The sequence below is a fragment of the Amycolatopsis rhabdoformis genome, from assembly GCF_035918295.1.
GTDB lineage: Bacteria > Actinomycetota > Actinomycetes > Mycobacteriales > Pseudonocardiaceae > Amycolatopsis > Amycolatopsis rhabdoformis.
Genome location: NZ_CP142149.1, coordinates 2385402 through 2403121, shown reverse-complemented (window position 1 = coordinate 2403121; position 17720 = coordinate 2385402). Strand labels below are relative to the sequence as shown.

Sequence of the window (17720 nt, the reverse complement as noted above, 5' to 3'; positions counted from 1 at the left end):
GTGCTCCACGCGGAAACCGCCGGGAAACCTCAGCCCTTGCGCAGATCCGGCGCCGGAATCCCCAGCAGACACCGCCGCGCCCGGTCCCAGGCCGCGTGCATCGCCGCCTGCACCGCCTTCGACGTGTGCCCCAGCACCCGCACGCCGGCGCCGCAGCCGGCGGGCAGCTCCGAAACCCCCGCGAACACCTCCGGCACCGGCGCCAACTCGGCCCGCAGCGCGGCCACCAGCTCCGCCGGCGGCATCCGGTCCGACAGCGCGGTGAAGCTCCCCACCACCTGGTAACCGCCGAGCGTCGCCGGAGAACCGGGGTCACCGGCACCGCCCGGACGCAGGCGCAGGGTGTCCGCGAACAGCAGCGCGCCGTCGGTCCGGCGGGCTTCCAGCTCGGCGCGGTAGAGGTCGTAACAGTGCGTCTCACCGCGGGCGACGCGGCCCGGTAGGAGCACTTCGCCGAGCAGCACCGTCGCGTCGGGAGCCAGGGTCACGGTCGTGCGCTGGTAGAGACGCGAGCCGCGGAACGGGACGACCGGGTCGGGGAGGTATTCGAGCACCGCGCCGGCACCGGCGCGCAGGTTCAGCAGCTGCGTGGCGTAGTTGTCGCGGGCGCCGTAGACCTTCGTGGACGCCTGCGTGGTGAGGTGCACGGCCGAGCCGTCGGCGCAGTCGACGTCCACGCGGTAGCGGTCGCCCTGCACGAACCCGTCGCCTTGCTGCTGCAGGAACACGAACGCCATGTCCGGCCGGTGCGGGTCGAGGTGGATCGGCCGGTAGATGTGCAGCGGCGCGCGCTGGTACTGGCGCACGACCCGGGTGGTCCCGCCGCGCGGAGCCAGCGCGAGGTCGAGCACGCCGAGTTTGCCGGGCGCCCCCACGCCGAGGCCGTCGCGGACGGACCCGTCGAATCCGTGCAGTTCGTCGGGCAGGTGCGCCGGGGTGCACCACGCCGGGTCGTCGCGACGGGTCATCCCGCACCGGCGAAGCGGCCGATCACCTCGCGCACGCGGCGCGTGACCTCGTCGAGGCCCTCGCCGGTGAAGCAGTTCGTGAACACGAACGGTCGGCCCGCGCGCACGGCGCCGGCGTCGCGCTCCATCACCGACAGGTCGGAGCGCACCAGGTCGGCCAGGTCCACCTTGTTGATCACCAGCAGGTCCGAGCTCGTGACGCCCGGGCCGCGCTTGCGCGGGATCTTGTCGCCCTGCGCCACGTCGATCACGAACACGAAGTAGTCGGCCAGCGCCGAGCTGAAGGTCAGCGTGAGGTTGTCCCCGCCCGACTCGACGAGCACCACGTCCGCGTCGGGGTAGCGGCCGGTGAGCTCCGTGACGGCGTCGAGGTTCATGGTCGGGTCGTCGCGCACCGCGGTGTGCGGGCACGAGCCGGTCTCCACGCCGACGACCCGCTCCGGCGCGAGCACCCCGGCCAGCGTGCGCCGCACGTGCAGCGCGTCTTCGCTGGTGAAGATGTCATTGGTCACCACCAGCGGGCGGTGGCCCTGCGCGATCAGCATCGGCACCAGCGCTTCGATGAGCGCGGTCTTGCCCGACCCGACGGGCCCGCCGATGCCGATCCGGGCCACGCCCGGGGTGCGCACGGCCGAAAACCCGCCGGGCGGGTGCGGGTGCGTGTCGGTGTGCGGATCCGGGTCCCAGTGCGGGGGCATGATGGTCCTTCCTCAGCTTGCGAACAGCCGCAGCTGCGTTTCCTCGTGCCGCATCGCCGCCACGTCGAGCAGCGGGGTGCAGCTGGTGATGTCGTCGGGTTCCTGATCCGCGGCGTCGCGCGCCGCCTCGGCCGTGGCCGCGCGCACGTCGTGCAGCACGGCCTGCGCGGTGGCGTGGTCGGTCACGGCCAGCCGCACGGCCGCCGCGACCCAGGCCGCGGAGAACGCGAACAGCTCCCCCGCCACCGCCTCCAGCCGCGGCACGCCCACCGAGGCGCTCACGATCCCCAGCACCACCGCGTGGTTGCCCGGCGACCGTCCTTTCGCGACACCTTCGGCGTAGTGGCGCAGCGCCGGCGTGGCGAACACCGCCGTCGCGATCCGCAGCAGCGCCCGCCCGGTCCGCGTGGACGTCTCGCGCGCTTCCCGGGCCAGCTTCACGGCGGTGAGCCGCTCGTCGGCCCGCGTCACGCACTCCAGGTCGAGCGACTCCCCCGACGCCGTCGCCCGGTGCGCGCACGCCAGCGCCACCCCGTCCGACGGCGCCACCCCGAGCAGCACCTGATCCCGCAACAGGGTGGTGAGCACGCGCGGGTCGCTCGGCGTCGCCAGAAAACCCGACTGCACCAGGGTTTCCAGTCCGTAGGACAGCGTGTAGCGACCACTCGGGAACGCCGAATCGCTCAGCTGCAACACGGACAGGAAGCCCGTGAGCCGCTCGGCGCCCCCGAGGTGTGCCGCCATCGAACAGTCCTCCGCCTCCGCAGATCCGGCCGTCACACGATCGCTGTTCAAACGATCGCGGTGACGACGATCGCTGTTCACACGATGTAGTACAGCTGCGCCATCGACACTTCGTCGACCGCGGGCACCACCGCCGGCTCACCGTCCACCGTGACCTGGTACGTCTCCGGGTCCACGACGATCTCCGGCGTCAGCTCGTTGCGCACCATCTGCGCCTTGCCCACCGTCCGGCAGCCGCGCACGGCTTCGGTCCGCCGGTCGATCCCCAGCCGCTCGAACAGCCCGCTCTCCGCGGCCGCCTCCGACAGGAACGTGACGGACGTGCTGCCCGCCGCCCGGCCGAGCCCGGCGAACATCGGCTGCAGCAGCACCGGTTCCGGGGTCGGGATCGACGCGTTCGCGTCGCCCATCACCGACCACGCCACGAACCCGCCCTTGAGCACAGACTTGGGTTTGACCCCGAACGTGTTCGTGGGCCACAGCACGATGTCGGCGAGCTTGCCCGGCTCCAGCGAGCCCACCACGTGGCCGATGCCGTGGGTCAGCGCCGGGTTGATCGTGAGCTTGGCGAGGTAGCGCAGGATCCGCTGGTTGTCGTCGCCCGCGGTCTCGCCGGGCAGGCTCCCGGTGAGCTTCTTCATCTTGTCCGCGGTGCGCCAGCAGGTGGTGACCGTGTCCCCGATGCGTCCCATGGCCTGCGCGTCCGAGGAGTACATGCTCAGCACCCCGCGGTCGTGCAGCACGTCTTCGGCCGCTTCGGTCTCGGCGCGGATCCGCGACTGCGCGAACGCCACGTCCTCGGGGTTGTCGGGGTTGAGGTGGTGGGTCACGATCGTCATGTAGAACAGGTTGTCGGTCGTGTCCGTGGTGTAGGGCCGGGTCGGGTTGGTCGAGGACGGCAGCACGTTGGGCAGCGACGCGATCGCCATCATGTCCGGCGCGTGGCCACCGCCCGCGCCTTCGGTGTGGTAGCTGTGGATCGTCCGGCCGTCGATCGCGGCGAGCGTGTCGGCGAGGTACCCGCTCTCGTTGAGGGTGTCGGCGTGCAGCGCCACCTGCACGTCGTACTCGTCGGCCACCGACAGCGCGCAGTCCAGCGCGGCCGGCGTGGCACCCCAGTCCTCGTGCACCTTCAACCCGCACGCGCCGGCCTCCACTTGCTCGCGCAGGCCTTCCGGACGGCTGCTGTTGCCCTTGCCCATCAGGCCGATGTTCACCGGCAGCGTGGCCGTCGCCTCGAACATCCGGGCCAGGTGCCACGGGCCCGGTGTGCAGGTGGTGCCCTTCGACCCGTCGGCGGGCCCGGTGCCGCCGCCCAGCAACGTGGTCACCCCGGAGGCGAGCGCGTGCGGGATCTGGGCCGGCGTGAGAAAGTGCACGTGGGTGTCGATGGCCCCGGCGGTGGCCACGAGCCCCTCGCCGGAGATCACTTCCGTGCCTGGGCCGATGACCAGGTTCGGCGAAACCCCGTCCTGCACGTACGGGTTCCCGGCCTGGCCGATGCCGGCGATCAGGCCGTCCTTCACGCCGATGTCCGCCTTCAGGATGCCGAGCACGGCGTCCATCACGATCACCGAGGTGATCACCAGGTCCAGGGCACCGTCGGCGTTGCGCAGCCCGGGTGCCTGCGCCATTCCGTCGCGAATGGACTTCCCGCCGCCGTAGATCGCCTCCTCCCCGGGGAGGATGAGGCTGCGTTCCACCCGGGCCAGCAGTTCGGTGTCGGCCAGCCGGAAGCGGTCGCCCGCCGTCGGGCCGTAGAGCGACGCGTAGTGCCGCCGCGAAATCGTGGTCACGCCTGCTCCCCCGCTCCGGTGAAGCCGCGCTCGGCGGCCCGCGCCAGCGCGCGGGCCGCCGCCGTGTGTACGGCGAAGCTGCCGTCGAGCAGGCCGCTGAAGCCCACCACGCGCCCGGAACCGCCGAACTCCACGAGCTCGACGTCGCGTTCGTCGCCGGGCTCGAAGCGGATCGACTGTCCCGAAGGGACGTTGAGCCGCATGCCGAGCGTGGCCGGCCGGTCGAAGTCCAGCACCCGGTTCACCTCGAAGAAGTGGAAGTGCGAGCCGATCTGGATCGGCCGGTCACCCGTGTTGCGCACCGCGAGGCGCACGGTGCGCCGGCCGGCGTTGAGCTCGATCGGCTCGTCGGCGGGCAGCCACTCGCCTGGAATCATCCTGCTCTCCTAAGGAATCGGGTCGGCCACGGCCACGAGCTGCGTGCCCGTGCGGAACGTGGCCTCGACCTGCACCACGTTCACCATCTCCGGCACCCCGGGCAGCACGTCCTCGCGCGTGAGCACCTGCTTGCCGAGCTCGGTCACCTCCGCGACCGACCGGCCGTCGCGGGCCGCCTCCAGCAGCGCCTCGGTGATCAGCGCGATCGACTCGGGAAAGTTGAGCTTGAGACCGCGGTCCTTGCGCCGCCGAGCCAGCTCGGCCACCTGGTAGATCACCAGCTTCTCGATTTCCCGGGGGCTGAGCATCATCGACGACAGCGTCACCTCGATGCGCGCCTGGCCGGCCTCGCCCGCTGCCACGGCTCAGAACCCGGCCAGGCCCTGCGGGCTGTTGTACGGGATCTCCGCGGAGGTGACCTCGCTCAGCGAACCGTCGGACTGCACGGCGTAGCCCACGAGCTTCGAGGCGTTCGCGTAGATCTGGTACAGGTGGCCGCCGTCCGGGGTGAGCCAGTTGTCGCTCGGGCCGCTGCTGACGGTGCCGTTGAGCGCGCGGAACGTGCCGTCGCCGGGCACCTTCGGGCAGGCGTTGTCGTGGACCAAGGACACGACGTCGCCGTCGATGCGGAAGCTGGAGATGTTGCCGTAGCCGAAGTTCGTGGCGAAGATCCACTTGTCGTCGGGCGAGACCGCGAGCCAGCACAGCTCCGAGGGCAGGCCGGCGCTGGTGTCGATCTTCACGACCGGGCCGGTGCCGATCTGCCCGCGGTCGTCGAGCTTGGCCAACGCGACCCCGTCGGCCACGGCGTAGCCGATCACGAAGTGGTCCGGGCGGTGGTGCAGGAACGCGGGGTAGAACGGCGAACCGCCACCGCCGTCCTGGAACATCCCGTCGCCGAGCGAGCCGTCGTGCTGCAGCGCGAACACGACGATGCCGTCGGGGTCGGGCGCGTTGGACGCCACGGACTTCTTCGTGCCGTCGCCCTGGTCCGCCCACAGGATCGGCGAACCGTCGGGGTTGGCTTCCGCCGGCTCGTCGAACGTGGTGCCGACCACGAGGAAGCGCTCGTCGGGCGAGAGCACGACCATGGTGGACACGCGAAGCGGCTTGTCCGGCGTGTTCACCGTGTAGCCCTCGGGCCGCGCGGTGAGCCGGCCTTCGGGGTCCACGGTCATCAGCCGCACGTGGTCGGGGCCGAAGGAGTGCAGCACGTAGAGCGTGCTGGTGGCCGGCGAGAACGCGAGCGACTTCGCGGTGCCGCTGCGGCCGCTCACGATGTTGCCGGTGCGCTTCACGTCGAGCAGCGTCAGCTTGCCGTCGTCGCCGACGGAGAAGCTGGACACGGAGTTGTCACCGCCGTTGGTGGCGAAGAGGAACTGCTTGTCCGCCGTGAGGATCACGCTGCCCGCCGCCTCGAAGGCGTTCGGCGCGCTCTCCTGGCCGCTGATCGGCTTGTACACACCGGACCCGCCACCACCGGTGGGCACGCGCTCCACTTCGGCCAGGGCACCGTCGGCGCCGCGCGAGTAGTGGATGATCGCGTTCTTGATCTCGTTGGTCTGCAGGTAGAGGTGGCCGGCGGCCTGAGTAGCTGGCATGGTCGTTCTCCGTTTCCGGTCGTCGGGTGAGAGCCTGCCCGGGCCGCGCCCGCGTCGCGTCCGGGTGCACCCGGGCCGGGCACCCCAGTGGTTTCGCCCGCGCGGCAACGAAAAAGCCCCCTTTCGTCCGATGTGGACGAAGGGGGCTTTCGCGGGGTAGTCGGCTACTCGGCGTCGCTGCGCACCACGGCGGCGATCACGTCGTTGAACGCCTCGGTGGAGGACGGGTGCGTGTAGATCGCCTCGCCGAGCTGCGTGGCCGTGATGCCGTGGCGCATGGCCTGCGCGACGGTGTTGATCAGCTCCTGCGCGTCGACGCTCAGCAGCGCCGCGCCGAGGATCTCGTCGGTGTCCAGGTCGATCACGAACTTCATCACGCCGCGTGTCTCGTCCACCACGTAGGCGCGCGGCATCGCGATGATGTCGGCGACGGCCTGGCTCGAGACCTTGATCCGGTGGCCGGCGTCGCGCGCTTCCCGCTCGGTGAGGCCGACCATGGCCAGCGGCGGCGTCATGAACAGCGTGCGCGGCACGGCGACCCGGTCGGTGGTGGCGCGTTTGCCCTCGCCGAGCAGCTGGTCGAGCACGATCCGGCTGTCGTCGAGCGAGATGTAGGTGAACTGCGGCCCGCCGTTCACGTCACCGAGCGCGAAGATGTGCGGGCGGCTCGTGCGCAGGTACTCGTCCACCTCCACCGCGCCGCGGGCGGTCACGCGGACGCCGGCGGCGGCGATCCCGAGGCCGTCGGTGGCCGGCTTGCGCCCCGCGGCGGCCAGCACGGCGTCCACGGCCAGGGTGCGCTCGCGTCCGTCGTGCATGTACCGCACGATCGCCTCGCCGGCGCCGTCCTCGACCCGCGTCACGTTGGCGCCGGTCACGATCTCGATGCCCTCGTCGACGAGGATCTTCTCGGCCACGCCCTGCACGTCGTCGTCGAGGTGGTCGAGGATGCGCGAGGTGGATTCGAAGAGCGTGACCTCGGAGCCGAACCGGCGGTAGATGGCGGCGAACTCGATGCCGAGGTAACCGCCGCCCACGATCGCCAGCCGCTTCGGCAGCTCGGTGCGGTGGATCAGGTCGGTGCTGGTGACCAGGTACTCGCTGGCCCGCAGGCCCGGAATGTCAGGGATCACCGGCGTGGACCCGGTGTTGATCAGGATGTGCTCGGCGCGCACGGTCACGGGACCGTCGGCGGTGTCCACCACCACGGTGTCCGGGCCGGTGAACTCCGCGTGCCCGGTCAGGACGCTCGCGGTCTCGAGGCCGTCCATGCCGTCGAAGTTGCCCTTGCGGAACAGCGACGTGATGGCGTGCACCTCGCCGACGGCGCGCTCGTACCACTCCTGCGGCGGGTCGGTCGGCCGCCGGTTGCGCGAGCGGTGCACGAGTGCCTTCGTCGGCACGCAGCCGACGTTGGGGCAGGTGCCGCCGTACATCTCCGGCGACTGCTCGACCACCACGACCCGCTTCCCGAGCCGGGCCATGGTGCCGGCGGCGATCTTGCCGCCCTTGCCGAAGCCGATCACGAGGAGGTCGGCCCGGAGCGAGTTCTCGACGGTTTCCATGGTGTGAGGCCCTTTGCGCAGGAGTCGGACAACGCGGTCCGGGCCGACCCTGCCCTCTTCACCGGTGGCTCGCGTCGAGGAACACCCCGGCCGGCCACCCCGGTGCGTCGCCGGGGCATCGACGGGCCGGGCCCGGAACGGCCGGCGGGACAGCCGGCCGGTCCGGGCTGGGGTTCCGAGCTCGGGGCTCAGATCACGTCGATGCCGGCCGGGCTGCCGAGCGCGCTGAAGTCGCTCGGGGCGTGGTCGCCGTTCACCGTCTGGGGCAGGCCGCCGAACTCGCCGATCTTGGTGAGCTCGCCGGTGGCGCCGATCTTCCAGGCGGCGAGCTTGCCGGAGCCGGGCAGGACGTTGTAGAGGTAGTGGCCGTCCGGGCTCACGCCGAGGTCGAGCGGGGTGCTGCCCTGCGTGTTGGCCGACTTGTCCGTGGTGCCGGCGACCTCGTGCAGCAGGGTGAGGCTGCCGTCCTTGCCGACCTTCCAGCTGGAGATCGTGCCCGAGGTGTAGTTCGAGCCGAAGGCGTATTCGCCGTTGTTCACGACCCAGCAGGTGTCGATCTGGTGGTCGGCCACGGCCGTGCTGATCGGGGTCAGGTGCCCGTCGCGGCCGAGGCGGTAGCTGCCCGCCGCGCCGGTCGGGTGGCCGTCCTCCACGCCGCCGCCCACGAACTCGGCGAGGTCGACGTTGCCGGCCTTGTCGAAGGAGAACCCGAACGGGCCGCGGTTGTCGAAGTCGGTGCGGACGAAGTCCTTGCTCGCGCGGCCGGCGGAGTCGACGGAGAAGGTCAGCACACGGCCCGGGCCGGTCGGGTCGGCGCCCGGGATCACGGCGTTGGTGGGGCCGTCCTTGATGGACACCACCAGGTGGTGGCCGTCGGGGCTGAACGCGACCTGCGTGGGGTCCTTCAGCGCGTCGGGCGCGAAGCGGTCCTGAGCGGCCTGCAGCTGCCGGGTCGAGCCGGCGATCGGGGTGAGCCGGCCGTCGAGCCCGAGCCGGAAGCCGGTGATGCTGCCCTGGCCCGAGGCGTTGAGGACGTAAACGACGTTTCCGTGCTGTGTGACGCTGTTCGGAAAGCGCTGCGAAGAAGAACCGTCGCCGGTCGGCACGACGTCCACCACCTGAAGGCGATCCGGCAGGATCCGCAACACGGAAAGGGTGTTGCTGCCGGCATTGGTCACCAGCAGGAAACGGTGGTCGGCGGTGAGCCGGACCGAATTGCCCGAACCGAGGCCGTCACCGGCGAAGCGCTGCCCCGGGCCCGACCCCTGGCCACCCGTGGCGAACTTGCCGACCAGCGTCAGCTTGCCGTCGCTGCCGCGGTGGTAGTAGGCGATCTGGTTGCCCGGCTCGCTCGGATCGCTGCTGTTGTTGTGGTTGGTACCCACGAAAACCGACCCCGGCCGGGTCCAGTCCGAGGCCGGTGCCGCCGACGCGGTGCCCCCCGCGAACACCGCGGCGAACGGCACCAGCGCCGCGGCCGCCAGCGCCGTGCGAACCACCCGGCGCGACGAAGACTTGCTCATGAGAAATTCCTCCCTTGTCCACGTCCGGCGAATGTTCCGACGTGGCTGAGCACGACCATAGGGGCGCAGGGAAAGGCGGCGGTAGAACTCGAAAGGAACGGTAATATATTACCGACCCATAAGGAATTCGGGAATGGCCTCAGAGGCGGTTCTCGGGAATGGCGCGGTAAGAATCCGAGCGCGGCCGACGCTCAAGAGGTGGGCGTGTGGCCCGCGTCACGGAATGCCGGACGATCTTCGGCGCTACAGACAGATGACCACTGAACCGACCCGAGGGAGAGACATGACTGCCTCCACCGCACCCGAGCAGCCCGTGCTGCCGGTGCCCGCGCTCGACGACTTCGACTTCGAGCTCACCGACGGTGCGGCCTGCCGCATCGACGACCCCGACTGCGAAGCCTGCCAGTAAGCCCTGGCCGGGCCGGTGATCCGCGGGGCTCGCGGGGCACCGGCCCGGCATTCGGTGACAATGGTCGCCGTCCGCATCCGCGTGGGCCGTTGCCCACCTGAGTCCGGGAGTGAGCCGTGCCGGAGCTGCCCGAGGTCGAATCGGCCCGAACGGTGATCGACCGGGCCGCGCTCGGCCGGCTGATCGTCGAGGTCGACGACACCGATTCCTACGTGTGCCGGCCGCACCCGCCCGGGCAGATCCGCGAAGCGCTGCTCGGCCGGCGGCTCACCGCGGCGCACCGGCGGGGCAAGTCGCTGTGGTGCGACACCGGCGACGGCGGCCCGGCGCTGGGCGTGCACCTGGGCATGTCGGGCAAGATCGTGATCGCCGACCCGGACGGCACCGAGATCGACGGCGGCGACTACTGGGAAGGCCGCCGCGTGCAGGGCGACTACCGCTGGTCGCGGTTCTCCCTCACGTTCGACGACGGCGGCCTGATGATGCTCGTCGACCCGCGCCGCCTCGGCCGCATCACGCTCGACCCGCCGGTGGAGCTGCTCGGTCCCGACGCCGCGTCGGTGACCCCCGCCGAGTTCCGCGCCGCCGTGACCAAGGGCACCGCGCCGATCAAGGCGCGGCTGCTCGACCAGCACGCCCTGGCCGGCATCGGCAACCTGCTCGCCGACGAGATCCTGTGGCGCGCCCGTGTGCACCCCGCCCACCCCGTGGACGAGCTCGACCGCCCCGCCGTGGACCGCTTGCTGCGCGCCACCCGGGCCTCGGTGACCGCGGCGCTGGACCACGGCGGCGTGCACACCCTCACGGTGATCCCGTTCCGCAAACCCGGCGCGGCGTGCCCGCGCGACCACGCGCCGATGACCCGCGGGAAGGTCGGCGGCCGCACCACCTGGTGGTGCACCGCGGAGCAGCTGCTGCCCCACGGAGGCTGACCTCCGGGACCCGCCGCGACGGCCGGGCGCCGGAAATCGGCAGAATGGGGGCCGTGGGTGTTCTCCTGGGGCTGCTGTCCGCGCTGAGCTACGGCGCGTCCGACTTCGTCGCCGGCGTCGGCGGGCGGCGCGGTGACCCGAACGCGGTCACGGTACTCGCGCAGCCGTGGAGCCTGCTCGCAGCGCTGCTGGCGGTGCTCGTGATGGGCCCGCGGGCGCCGCACGCCGGCGAACTCGCGTGGGGCGCGGTGAGCGGGCTGGGCACGGCCGTCGGCACGTTCTCGCTGTACCGCGGGCTGGCCACCGCGCGGATGAGCGTGGTCGCACCCGTTTCCGCGGTGCTCGCGGCCGCGCTGCCCGCGCTCGTCGGATTCGCGACGGGCGATCGCCTCACCTGGCTTTCGTGGCTCGGCATCGTGCTCGTGCTGCCGGCCATCGCGCTCGTGTCGCAGCACAGCGGCGACGACGCCGGTCGCACGCGCTCGGGCGTCGTGGAGGGCATCACGGCCGGCGCCGGGTTCGGGGTGCTGTTCATCGGCCTCGACCGCGCCGGCACCGGGGCGGGCAGCTGGCCGCTCGTCGCCGGTCAGGCGGTGGGTGTCGTCCTGCTGCTGCTCGCCGTGATCTGGCTGCGCCCCGCCACCTGGGCCCGCGCGTGGTGGCCGGCCACCGCCGCCGGTGTGCTCGGCGGCGCGGCCAACCTCCTGTTCGTGGCCGCGACCGGGGCGGGCCAGCTGGCCGTGGTCGCGGTGATCACGTCCCTCTACCCGGCGATCACGATCGTGCTCGCGCGCGGCGTGCTGCACGAACGCTGGAGCCGCAAGCAGGCCGCCGGCCTGGTGATCGCGGCGGCCGGGGTCGCGGCCATCACGCTCGGCCAGCCGTGACCGTGCCCGGCGTCAGGCCGGGTCCGCCTGCTTGAAGTACTCGTCGCGCACGTCCTGCTCCCGCGCGTACTCCGGCTGGTCCTTCACCGACGCGTAGGGCGAGTTCGCCTCGGCCTCGGCCGCGCGGGTGGGCTCCGCGGCGTCGCCGAAGCCGAGGATCTGCCGAGCCCGGTCAGCGGACCGTGGTGCTCGGTGCGCTGCACCGTGAGCAGCCAAACGAGCGGCGTGCCGTTGAAGTTCTCGCGGCGCGCGCCCTCTGCGTCAGATAGTGGTCGCTGATCTGGCGGAAGTTGCTCACTCGGTCGCCCGCGCTGATGGCCTACCCTCACCACCGAGCCCGCCCCACCCGCCGAGGAGGCACCCGGATGGCGCACCACGCCGACCGAGCGGCACTGCCCGGCCCGCCGGGCGTCGACCCGGACCGGGCGAGCGTCGGACTCGACGTGGCCCGGCGCCCTGGCTTCGGCGGCAAGCCGTGATCCTCGTGACCGGCGCGAGCGGCAACGTCGGCTCGGCGCTGATCGGCCTGCTCGGCACGGACGCCCTCGCCGCTTATCGGGACCCGGACAAAACCGCGCGCGCGATCGCGGCCGGGCAACCGGCGGTGACGCTGGACCTGGGCAAGCCCGAGACACTGCCACCAGGGCTGGCCGGAGTCGACACCGTGTTCCTGCTCGGCGCGATAAGCCCGGCGCAGACCGGCCACGAGCTCGCGATGCTCGACGCCGCGCGAACCCTCGGCGCCCGCGTGGTCAAGCTGTCCGTGTGGCGGGCCGACGAGGAGCGCTCGCCCGTCGCGCGCCCGCACCGGCCCGTCGAGGAGGCACTGCGCACGTCCGGGCTGGCGTGGACGATCCTGCGGCCGAACTTCTACCAGCAGAACTTCCTGGCTCAGCGCTCGATCCGGGCCGCGGGCGAGTTCGGCTTCCCGGCGATCACCGCGCCGATCAGCTTCGTCGACGCGGCCGACATCGCGCGCGTGGCCGCTGTTGTGCTCACCACCGACGGGCACGACGGCCGCGTGTACGACCTCACGGGACCGGCCGCGTTGACCTACCCCGAGGCGGCGGAGGTGTTCTCCTCCGTGCTGGGCCGGCCCATTCGGTACCGCGGCCTGCCCGACGAGGAGGCACGCGCGGCCCTGCTCGGCCGCGGCGTGCCGCAGTTCCACGCCGACGCGCTCGTCGACGTCGCCCGCGCCTACCGCACCGGCGGCGCCGGCACGGTGACCACGACCGTCGCCGATCTCACGGGCCGGCCGGCTTCCGACCTCGCGGATTTCGTGCGCCGGCACCGCGCGGTGTTCGGCTAGGCGTCAGGACCGCTGCCGCTGCTGCGTGTGTGCCGCGTCGTCGATGTGCGCGCCGAGTTCGGTGCGGGTGAGGCCGGGTTCGAGGCTGGTCACGCTCACCGCGCCGAACTCCTGTTGCAGCGAAGCACTCAAGTGCGTGACCGCTGGCGGCAGAGGCGGTGAGCGCCGGTTAAAATGGCTCTGCGGAACGGGTTCCGCTCGGTAGGCTCGCCGGGTGTTCTCCCTGAGCGAGCCCCCGCTGTTCACCCGGCTGCGCCAGGCATCCTCGGTTCTCGTGGCCGGCGCCGGCGGCGGCTTCGACGTGTATGCCGGGCTGCCGCTGGCGTTCGCGCTGCGGGAGCAGGGCAAGCAGGTGCACCTGGCCGGTCTGGCGTTCAGCGACCTCACCGCGCTCGACCTCGACGACTGGCTCGCGCCGGGCGTCGCCGCCGTCGGACCGCGCTCGGCCGGCAGCGACGACTACTTCCCCGAGCGCACCCTCGCCCGCTGGCTGGCCGGGCGCGGGCTGCCGGCCACGGTGTACGCGTTCGCCCGCACCGGCGCGAAACCGCTGCAAGCCGCGTACGCCTCCCTCGTGGAGCACCTGGGGATCGACGCGATCGTGCTCGTCGACGGCGGCACCGACATCCTGCTGTTCGGCGACGAAGCCGGCCTCGGCACGCCGGAGGAGGACATGACGAGCCTCGCCGCCGTCGCGGGTCTGGACGGCGGCGAGCGGCTGGTGGTCTCGCTCGGCTTCGGCATCGACGCCTACCACGGTGTGTGCCACGCGCACGTGCTCGAGAACCTCGCCGCGCTGGACCGGGTCGGGGCCTATCTCGGCGCGCTGTCGATTCCGTCCGCCTCGGCCGAGGCGCGGGCGTACCTCGACGCGGTCGCCCACGCCCAGGTGAGCACGCCGCTGCGGCCGAGCATCGTGAACGGCCAGATCGCGGCCGCGCTGCGCGGCGAGTTCGGCAACGTCTCCTTCACCGGGCGCACGACCGGCAGCGAGCTGTTCGTGAACCCGTTGATGGGCGTGTACTTCACCGTGGACCTCCTCGCGCTCGCCGCGTCCGTCGGCTACCTCGGCCGGCTCGCCGGCACCGTGACGACCACCGACGTCGCGCTGGAGATCGAAGCCCACCGCGACACCGTGGAGCGCCGGCCCCGGCGGTCGTTGCCACACTGAGCACTGTGGACGGTCACGGGGCGAGCAGGGTGCAGATGCTGATCTGCTCGGGCATGCCCAGGAACTCGCACGCCGCCCAGTGGCCGTAGGCGCCGCCGTTGGTGTTGGTGTCGCCGCCGCCGGGTCGGCTGGCGCGGGCGATGCGCTGGGTGCCGCCGTCGTACAGTTCGATTCCGCCGCGGGCCGGGCCGATCAGTTCGCCGTGCAGTTCGCGGGTCTGGTCGTCGCGCCAGAGCTTCACGTCGTTGCCGTCGCTCGCGTGGACCGCCCAGACGAGCGAGAACGAGTCCCTCGGCGCCGCCGAGGCCAGGCCCGGCAGCAGGATTCCCCCGGCGACCACGAGTGCGGCGACTGCGGCTAGGCGCATGGCTGACCCTCCCCTTCGGCTTCGCTGTCCCTACGAAGGTGCCAGTGGCGCGGCGGGGATCGCAACGCATTCGAACTGGGTCGAAACCGTTGCCCTCAGTCCTCCCGGCCGCCCTGCCACACCGCCTGGATGAGCTGCGCCCGGCTGTGCACGTCGAGTTTCGCGAACACGCGCTTGAGGTGCTGGCGCACCGTGTTCTCGGAAACCACGGCCAGCGCGGCGATCTGGCGGTTGGTGAGCCCTTCGGCGACCCACGCGACGATCTCGCGTTCGCGGGCCGAGAGCGGCGCGCGCTCCACCGGGGCGGGCGCGTCCTTGCGGCGGACGAAGGCCACGGAGACGACCGTGCCGCCGCGGCGGGCGAGGGTGGAGCGGACCGTGAGCAGCAGGTCGGGTTCGCGGCGGGCGCGGCCGGCGGCGAACGGGCCCGAGGAGGCGGCGACGCGGTGCGTGCCGTCGGCCAGGCGGAGCAGGTTGCGGGACAGCAGTTCGGCCAGGCGGGGCCCGGCGCGGTGGTGCAGGCGGCGCAGCCGGGCGAGCTCGTTGTTCTCGAAGAGGATCTCACCGTCCACAGTGGTCACGAACACGGGCACGTCGAGCTCGTCGAGCGACCAGGTGAGCTGGGCGGTGCGCTGTTCGAGGTCTTCGTGGCGCACGGCTCGCCGCAGCGCCGCCTCCACGTGTTGCTTGGCCGAGGCCATCGCCAGCCGGTCGCGAGTGGTGAAGGGGCGTTCGGCGGCGGTGCGGGCGAGGTAGAGGGCGCCGAGCACGCGCGTCTCGTGCAGCAGCGGCACCACCATCGAGTGGTAGAGGCCGTGGCCGCCGAGCACGCCGCACAACGACTGCTCCTGCCACGCCGTTCGTGACATCAGCGACGCGTTGTCCACCGGCGACGCGGCGGTGACGGCCGCGGCCAGCACGGGATCGCGGCCCGCGCCGAGGTGGTGGTAGTCGGGCACCAGGCCGTCGGGCGCGCGGCGGGTGAGCACCGTGAGCGGGGTGAGCCGCGGGCCGAAGCGGGAGAAGCCGTACGCGGTCGCCGCCACGAGCCCCGTCACGGCGTCGAGGTACTGGGCCTGCACCTCCCGGACGTCGAGCGCACTCTGCAGGGCGAGCAGGAGCCCGGCCAGGGCGCCGGTGCGCGCCTGGCCGTCCACGGGCTCGTCGATCACCACGGCCGGCCTCCCGGGGCAGGGTTCCCGGGATGGTATCCGCGCAGGTCACGCATCCGGTAGTCCGGGCCGTCAAGAGTAGATCGACTGGTACCGCTGATAAGTGGCGACGGCGTCAGGGCCGAGTTCGTGGCCGACGCCGCTGGCCTTGCGGCCGCCGAACGGCGCGCCGGGGTCGGGCAGGTACCGGTTGATGCCGACCGAGCCGGTGTCCAGGCGCCGGGCCACGGCCTGGCCGCGCTCGGGGTCGGCCGTCCAGACGGAGCCGCCGAGGCCGTATCCGGAGTCGTTGGCCAGGCGCACGGCGTCGTCCTCGTCGGTGTACGGGATCACGGCCAGCACGGGGCCGAAGATCTCGTCCTGGGCGAGCGCGCTGTCGTTCGGGACGTCGGCGAACAGCGTCGGCTCCACGAACCAGCCGCGGTCGAGGCCGGCGGGCCGGCCGCCGCCCACCACGAGCCGGGCCTGCTCACGGCCCGCGGCGATGAACTGCTCCACACGGGCGCGGTGGGCGCGTGACACCATCGGGCCGATGAGCGTGGCCGGGTCCAGCGCGTCACCGACCGGCAGCGAGGTGACGAAAGCGGCGAAGGCGTCCACCACCTCGGCGTAGCGGCTGCGTGGCGCGAGCACGCGGGTGCCGAGGTAACAGGTCTGGCCGGCGTTGAGCAGCGTCGCCGCGTACAGGTCCTCGCCGATCTTCGCGAGGTCGAGGTCGGCGTCGTCGAGCACGAGGGCGGCCGACTTCCCGCCGAGTTCCAGGGTGACCGGGCGCAGCAGACGGCCGCAGGTTTCGGCGATCCGGCGCCCGGCCGCGGTCGAGCCGGTGAAGCCGACGCGGTCCACGCCCGGGTGCGCCACCAGGTACGCGCCGACGTCTCCCCCGCCGGGCACGACGTTGACCACGCCGGGCGGAAGGTCCGACGCGGCCACGGCTTCGGCGAAGAGGAACGCGTCGAGCACCGTTTCCGGCGACGGCTTGAGCACCACCGTGCAGCCGGCGGCGAGCGCCGGCGCGTACTTGAGCGAGGCGAGCGTCTGCGGGAAGTTGAACGGCGCGATGGCCGCGACCACACCCATCGGCTCGCGGCGCACGGTCGTGGTGCCGCCGAACAGGTGCGGGCGCGTCTCCTCCTCGCAGGCGCTCTTGGCGAGATCGGCGTAGTAGCGCAGCAGCACGCGCGGGAAGCCACCTTCGAGCTGCTTCGCGATCGTCACGGGCAGCCCGTTCTGGCTGCTCACTCGCCGGGCCATCTCGTCGGTGCGCTGGTCGAGCTGCGCGGCGAGGCTCTCCATCGCCGCGGCCCGGCGGTCCGGCGCCCAGCGCGACCAGCCGTGGGGGTCGTCGAACGCGCGCCGGGCGGCGGCCACCGCAGCGTCGACGTCGGCTTCGCGGGCTTCGGGAACCGAGCCGAGCACTTCCTCGGTGCTGGCCGAGCTGACCGTGATCGTGGCCGGGGAGCTCGGGCGCACCCAGGCGCCGTCGATGAAGAGGTGTTCGTACACGCGCCGTTCCTCTCTGCGGGATCGCTCGAAGCTACGGCCCCGTTTCCGCAGCTCGTGTCACCCGCGCGGGGACATTCGCGGCGCGCTTCGCCGGCCCCGGAAAGTCCCCGTCGGTGTGACAGCCGGGGGTCTCCGCCGTGCCTACGCTCACGAAATCCGCCGAGCGAAGGAGCCCGAGATGCCGAAGTTCACGCAGGTCGAGGAACGCGACTGGATCCACGAGGACGTGGTCGGCCACGCCATCGACCGCTGCAAGCTCTGGTACGACGGCCACGGGTTGTCCTTCTCGCTGGTCAAGATGCCGCCGGACCACGAGCTGAGCCTCCACCGGCACGAGACGTGGGTCGCGGTGTTCGTGATCGAGGGCACGCTGAAGTGGGACGGCGAGGGCGCCTCCCGCAAGCTGGGCGCCGGCGACTTCTACTTCGTGCTGCCGGGCGAGGAGCACGTCGAGACCTCGCTCGAGGACACGATGGTGATGATCATCAAGGCCGAGCCCAACGTCCAGTACCCGATCGACACCGCCGGCGCGCGCAAGACCGCCCCGTAACCCCTCGCCGTCGCACGCCGATTCCCCCTCGGACGGAACCGGCCGCGCCTCCCGGCGTCGAAAGTGCCGGGGGGCGTCGACGAGAGGGGCAGCGGTGCGGAGAAGACTCGGGTTTGCGGTGCTGGCGCTGGGTTTGCTCCT

Annotated in this window: 20 protein-coding genes; 6 read left to right on the top strand and 14 right to left on the bottom strand. The window is 72.1% G+C overall.

Features of this window, described 5'->3' with window-relative positions:
• Positions 1–29 precede the first annotated feature (29 nt).
• From VSH64_RS11290 to VSH64_RS11250, 9 genes are all read right to left on the bottom strand, one after another.
• Positions 30–968 (bottom strand): urease accessory protein UreD, encoded by a 939-nt coding sequence (locus VSH64_RS11290; RefSeq protein WP_326835493.1) that lies wholly within the window; start codon positions 966–968, stop codon positions 30–32.
• Positions 965–1666, bottom strand: a complete 702-nt coding sequence (ureG, locus tag VSH64_RS11285) for an urease accessory protein UreG (protein ID WP_326835492.1) — start codon at positions 1664–1666, stop codon at positions 965–967. The genes VSH64_RS11290 and ureG overlap by 4 nt, the downstream gene beginning before the upstream one ends.
• Positions 1667–1678: 12 nt before the next feature.
• On the bottom strand, positions 1679–2410 hold the full coding sequence (locus tag VSH64_RS11280; RefSeq protein WP_326835491.1) for an urease accessory protein UreF: 732 nt from the start codon (positions 2408–2410) through the stop codon (positions 1679–1681).
• Between the two features lie 77 nt (positions 2411–2487).
• On the bottom strand, positions 2488–4206 hold the full coding sequence (ureC, locus tag VSH64_RS11275) for an urease subunit alpha (protein ID WP_326835490.1): 1719 nt from the start codon (positions 4204–4206) through the stop codon (positions 2488–2490).
• Positions 4203–4583 carry an urease subunit beta gene (locus tag VSH64_RS11270; protein WP_326835489.1) on the bottom strand — a complete coding sequence of 127 codons (381 nt, stop codon included), beginning with the start codon at positions 4581–4583 and terminating at the stop codon, positions 4203–4205. The genes ureC and VSH64_RS11270 overlap by 4 nt, the downstream gene beginning before the upstream one ends.
• A 9-nt stretch (positions 4584–4592) precedes the next feature.
• Positions 4593–4895, bottom strand: coding sequence for an urease subunit gamma (locus tag VSH64_RS11265; protein ID WP_220247702.1), 303 nt, complete (start codon positions 4893–4895; stop codon positions 4593–4595).
• Positions 4896–4949: 54 nt separating this feature from the next.
• Positions 4950–6185 (bottom strand): beta-propeller fold lactonase family protein, encoded by a 1236-nt coding sequence (locus VSH64_RS11260; protein ID WP_326835488.1) that lies wholly within the window; start codon positions 6183–6185, stop codon positions 4950–4952.
• A gap of 164 nt (positions 6186–6349) precedes the next feature.
• Positions 6350–7750: an FAD-dependent oxidoreductase gene (locus VSH64_RS11255; protein WP_326835487.1), complete on the bottom strand. Its 1401-nt coding sequence runs from the start codon at positions 7748–7750 to the stop codon at positions 6350–6352.
• A 188-nt stretch (positions 7751–7938) separates the two neighbouring features.
• Positions 7939–9273 carry a lactonase family protein gene (locus VSH64_RS11250; RefSeq protein ID WP_326835486.1) on the bottom strand — a complete coding sequence of 445 codons (1335 nt, stop codon included), beginning with the start codon at positions 9271–9273 and terminating at the stop codon, positions 7939–7941.
• Positions 9274–9556: 283 nt separating this feature from the next.
• Here VSH64_RS11250 and VSH64_RS11245 point away from each other — a divergent pair, with 283 nt between their 5' ends.
• The 3 genes from VSH64_RS11245 to VSH64_RS11235 all read left to right on the top strand — a co-directional run bounded on the left by VSH64_RS11245 (position 9557) and on the right by VSH64_RS11235 (position 11501).
• Positions 9557–9682 carry a hypothetical protein gene (locus VSH64_RS11245; RefSeq protein WP_326835485.1) on the top strand — a complete coding sequence of 42 codons (126 nt, stop codon included), beginning with the start codon at positions 9557–9559 and terminating at the stop codon, positions 9680–9682.
• A 116-nt stretch (positions 9683–9798) separates the two neighbouring features.
• Entirely contained in the window at positions 9799–10614 is an 816-nt protein-coding gene (locus tag VSH64_RS11240; RefSeq protein ID WP_326835484.1) for an Fpg/Nei family DNA glycosylase, read from the top strand.
• A 53-nt stretch (positions 10615–10667) separates the two neighbouring features.
• Positions 10668–11501 (top strand): EamA family transporter, encoded by an 834-nt coding sequence (locus VSH64_RS11235; protein ID WP_326835483.1) that lies wholly within the window; start codon positions 10668–10670, stop codon positions 11499–11501.
• 12 nt (positions 11502–11513) lie between these two features.
• On the opposite strand, the gene VSH64_RS11230 is transcribed toward VSH64_RS11235, so the two are convergent.
• Positions 11514–11717, bottom strand: coding sequence for a hypothetical protein (locus tag VSH64_RS11230; protein ID WP_326835482.1), 204 nt, complete (start codon positions 11715–11717; stop codon positions 11514–11516).
• A 259-nt stretch (positions 11718–11976) separates the two neighbouring features.
• Here VSH64_RS11230 and VSH64_RS11225 point away from each other — a divergent pair, with 259 nt between their 5' ends.
• Complete coding sequence (locus tag VSH64_RS11225) at positions 11977–12813, top strand: NAD(P)H-binding protein (protein WP_326835481.1); 837 nt, start codon at positions 11977–11979, stop codon at positions 12811–12813.
• Positions 12814–12816: 3 nt separating this feature from the next.
• On the opposite strand, the gene VSH64_RS11220 is transcribed toward VSH64_RS11225, so the two are convergent.
• Positions 12817–12945 carry a hypothetical protein gene (locus tag VSH64_RS11220; protein ID WP_326835480.1) on the bottom strand — a complete coding sequence of 43 codons (129 nt, stop codon included), beginning with the start codon at positions 12943–12945 and terminating at the stop codon, positions 12817–12819.
• 82 nt (positions 12946–13027) lie between these two features.
• On the opposite strand from VSH64_RS11220, the gene VSH64_RS11215 reads away from it, so the two are divergent.
• Positions 13028–13984 (top strand): DUF1152 domain-containing protein, encoded by a 957-nt coding sequence (locus VSH64_RS11215; protein WP_326835479.1) that lies wholly within the window; start codon positions 13028–13030, stop codon positions 13982–13984.
• A gap of 13 nt (positions 13985–13997) precedes the next feature.
• On the opposite strand, the gene VSH64_RS11210 is transcribed toward VSH64_RS11215, so the two are convergent.
• The 3 genes from VSH64_RS11210 to VSH64_RS11200 all read right to left on the bottom strand — a co-directional run bounded on the left by VSH64_RS11210 (position 13998) and on the right by VSH64_RS11200 (position 17029).
• Entirely contained in the window at positions 13998–14351 is a 354-nt protein-coding gene (locus VSH64_RS11210) for a hypothetical protein (protein ID WP_326835478.1), read from the bottom strand.
• Positions 14352–14446: 95 nt separating this feature from the next.
• On the bottom strand, positions 14447–15526 hold the full coding sequence (locus tag VSH64_RS11205) for a helix-turn-helix transcriptional regulator (RefSeq protein ID WP_326835477.1): 1080 nt from the start codon (positions 15524–15526) through the stop codon (positions 14447–14449).
• A 69-nt stretch (positions 15527–15595) separates the two neighbouring features.
• The gene (locus VSH64_RS11200; protein ID WP_326835476.1) at positions 15596–17029 is read right to left on the bottom strand and encodes an aldehyde dehydrogenase; all 1434 of its coding nucleotides are present in this window, start codon (positions 17027–17029) and stop codon (positions 15596–15598) included.
• A 178-nt stretch (positions 17030–17207) separates the two neighbouring features.
• Here VSH64_RS11200 and VSH64_RS11195 point away from each other — a divergent pair, with 178 nt between their 5' ends.
• Complete coding sequence (locus VSH64_RS11195; protein ID WP_326835475.1) at positions 17208–17579, top strand: cupin domain-containing protein; 372 nt, start codon at positions 17208–17210, stop codon at positions 17577–17579.
• Positions 17580–17720: the final 141 nt, after the last annotated feature.

Coding starts and splice junctions, on each gene's coding strand:
- VSH64_RS11290 (WP_326835493.1), bottom strand. CDS start 968: ATGACCCGTCGCGACGACCCGGCGTGGTGCACCCCGGCGCACCTGCCC.
- VSH64_RS11255 (WP_326835487.1), bottom strand. CDS start 7,750: ATGGAAACCGTCGAGAACTCGCTCCGGGCCGACCTCCTCGTGATCGGC.
- VSH64_RS11210 (WP_326835478.1), bottom strand. CDS start 14,351: ATGCGCCTAGCCGCAGTCGCCGCACTCGTGGTCGCCGGGGGAATCCTG.
- VSH64_RS11265 (WP_220247702.1), bottom strand. CDS start 4,895: ATGATGCTCAGCCCCCGGGAAATCGAGAAGCTGGTGATCTACCAGGTG.
- ureG (WP_326835492.1), bottom strand. CDS start 1,666: ATGCCCCCGCACTGGGACCCGGATCCGCACACCGACACGCACCCGCAC.
- VSH64_RS11280 (WP_326835491.1), bottom strand. CDS start 2,410: ATGGCGGCACACCTCGGGGGCGCCGAGCGGCTCACGGGCTTCCTGTCC.
- VSH64_RS11195 (WP_326835475.1), top strand. CDS start 17,208: ATGCCGAAGTTCACGCAGGTCGAGGAACGCGACTGGATCCACGAGGAC.
- VSH64_RS11260 (WP_326835488.1), bottom strand. CDS start 6,185: ATGCCAGCTACTCAGGCCGCCGGCCACCTCTACCTGCAGACCAACGAG.
- VSH64_RS11270 (WP_326835489.1), bottom strand. CDS start 4,583: ATGATTCCAGGCGAGTGGCTGCCCGCCGACGAGCCGATCGAGCTCAAC.
- VSH64_RS11245 (WP_326835485.1), top strand. CDS start 9,557: ATGACTGCCTCCACCGCACCCGAGCAGCCCGTGCTGCCGGTGCCCGCG.
- VSH64_RS11250 (WP_326835486.1), bottom strand. CDS start 9,273: ATGAGCAAGTCTTCGTCGCGCCGGGTGGTTCGCACGGCGCTGGCGGCC.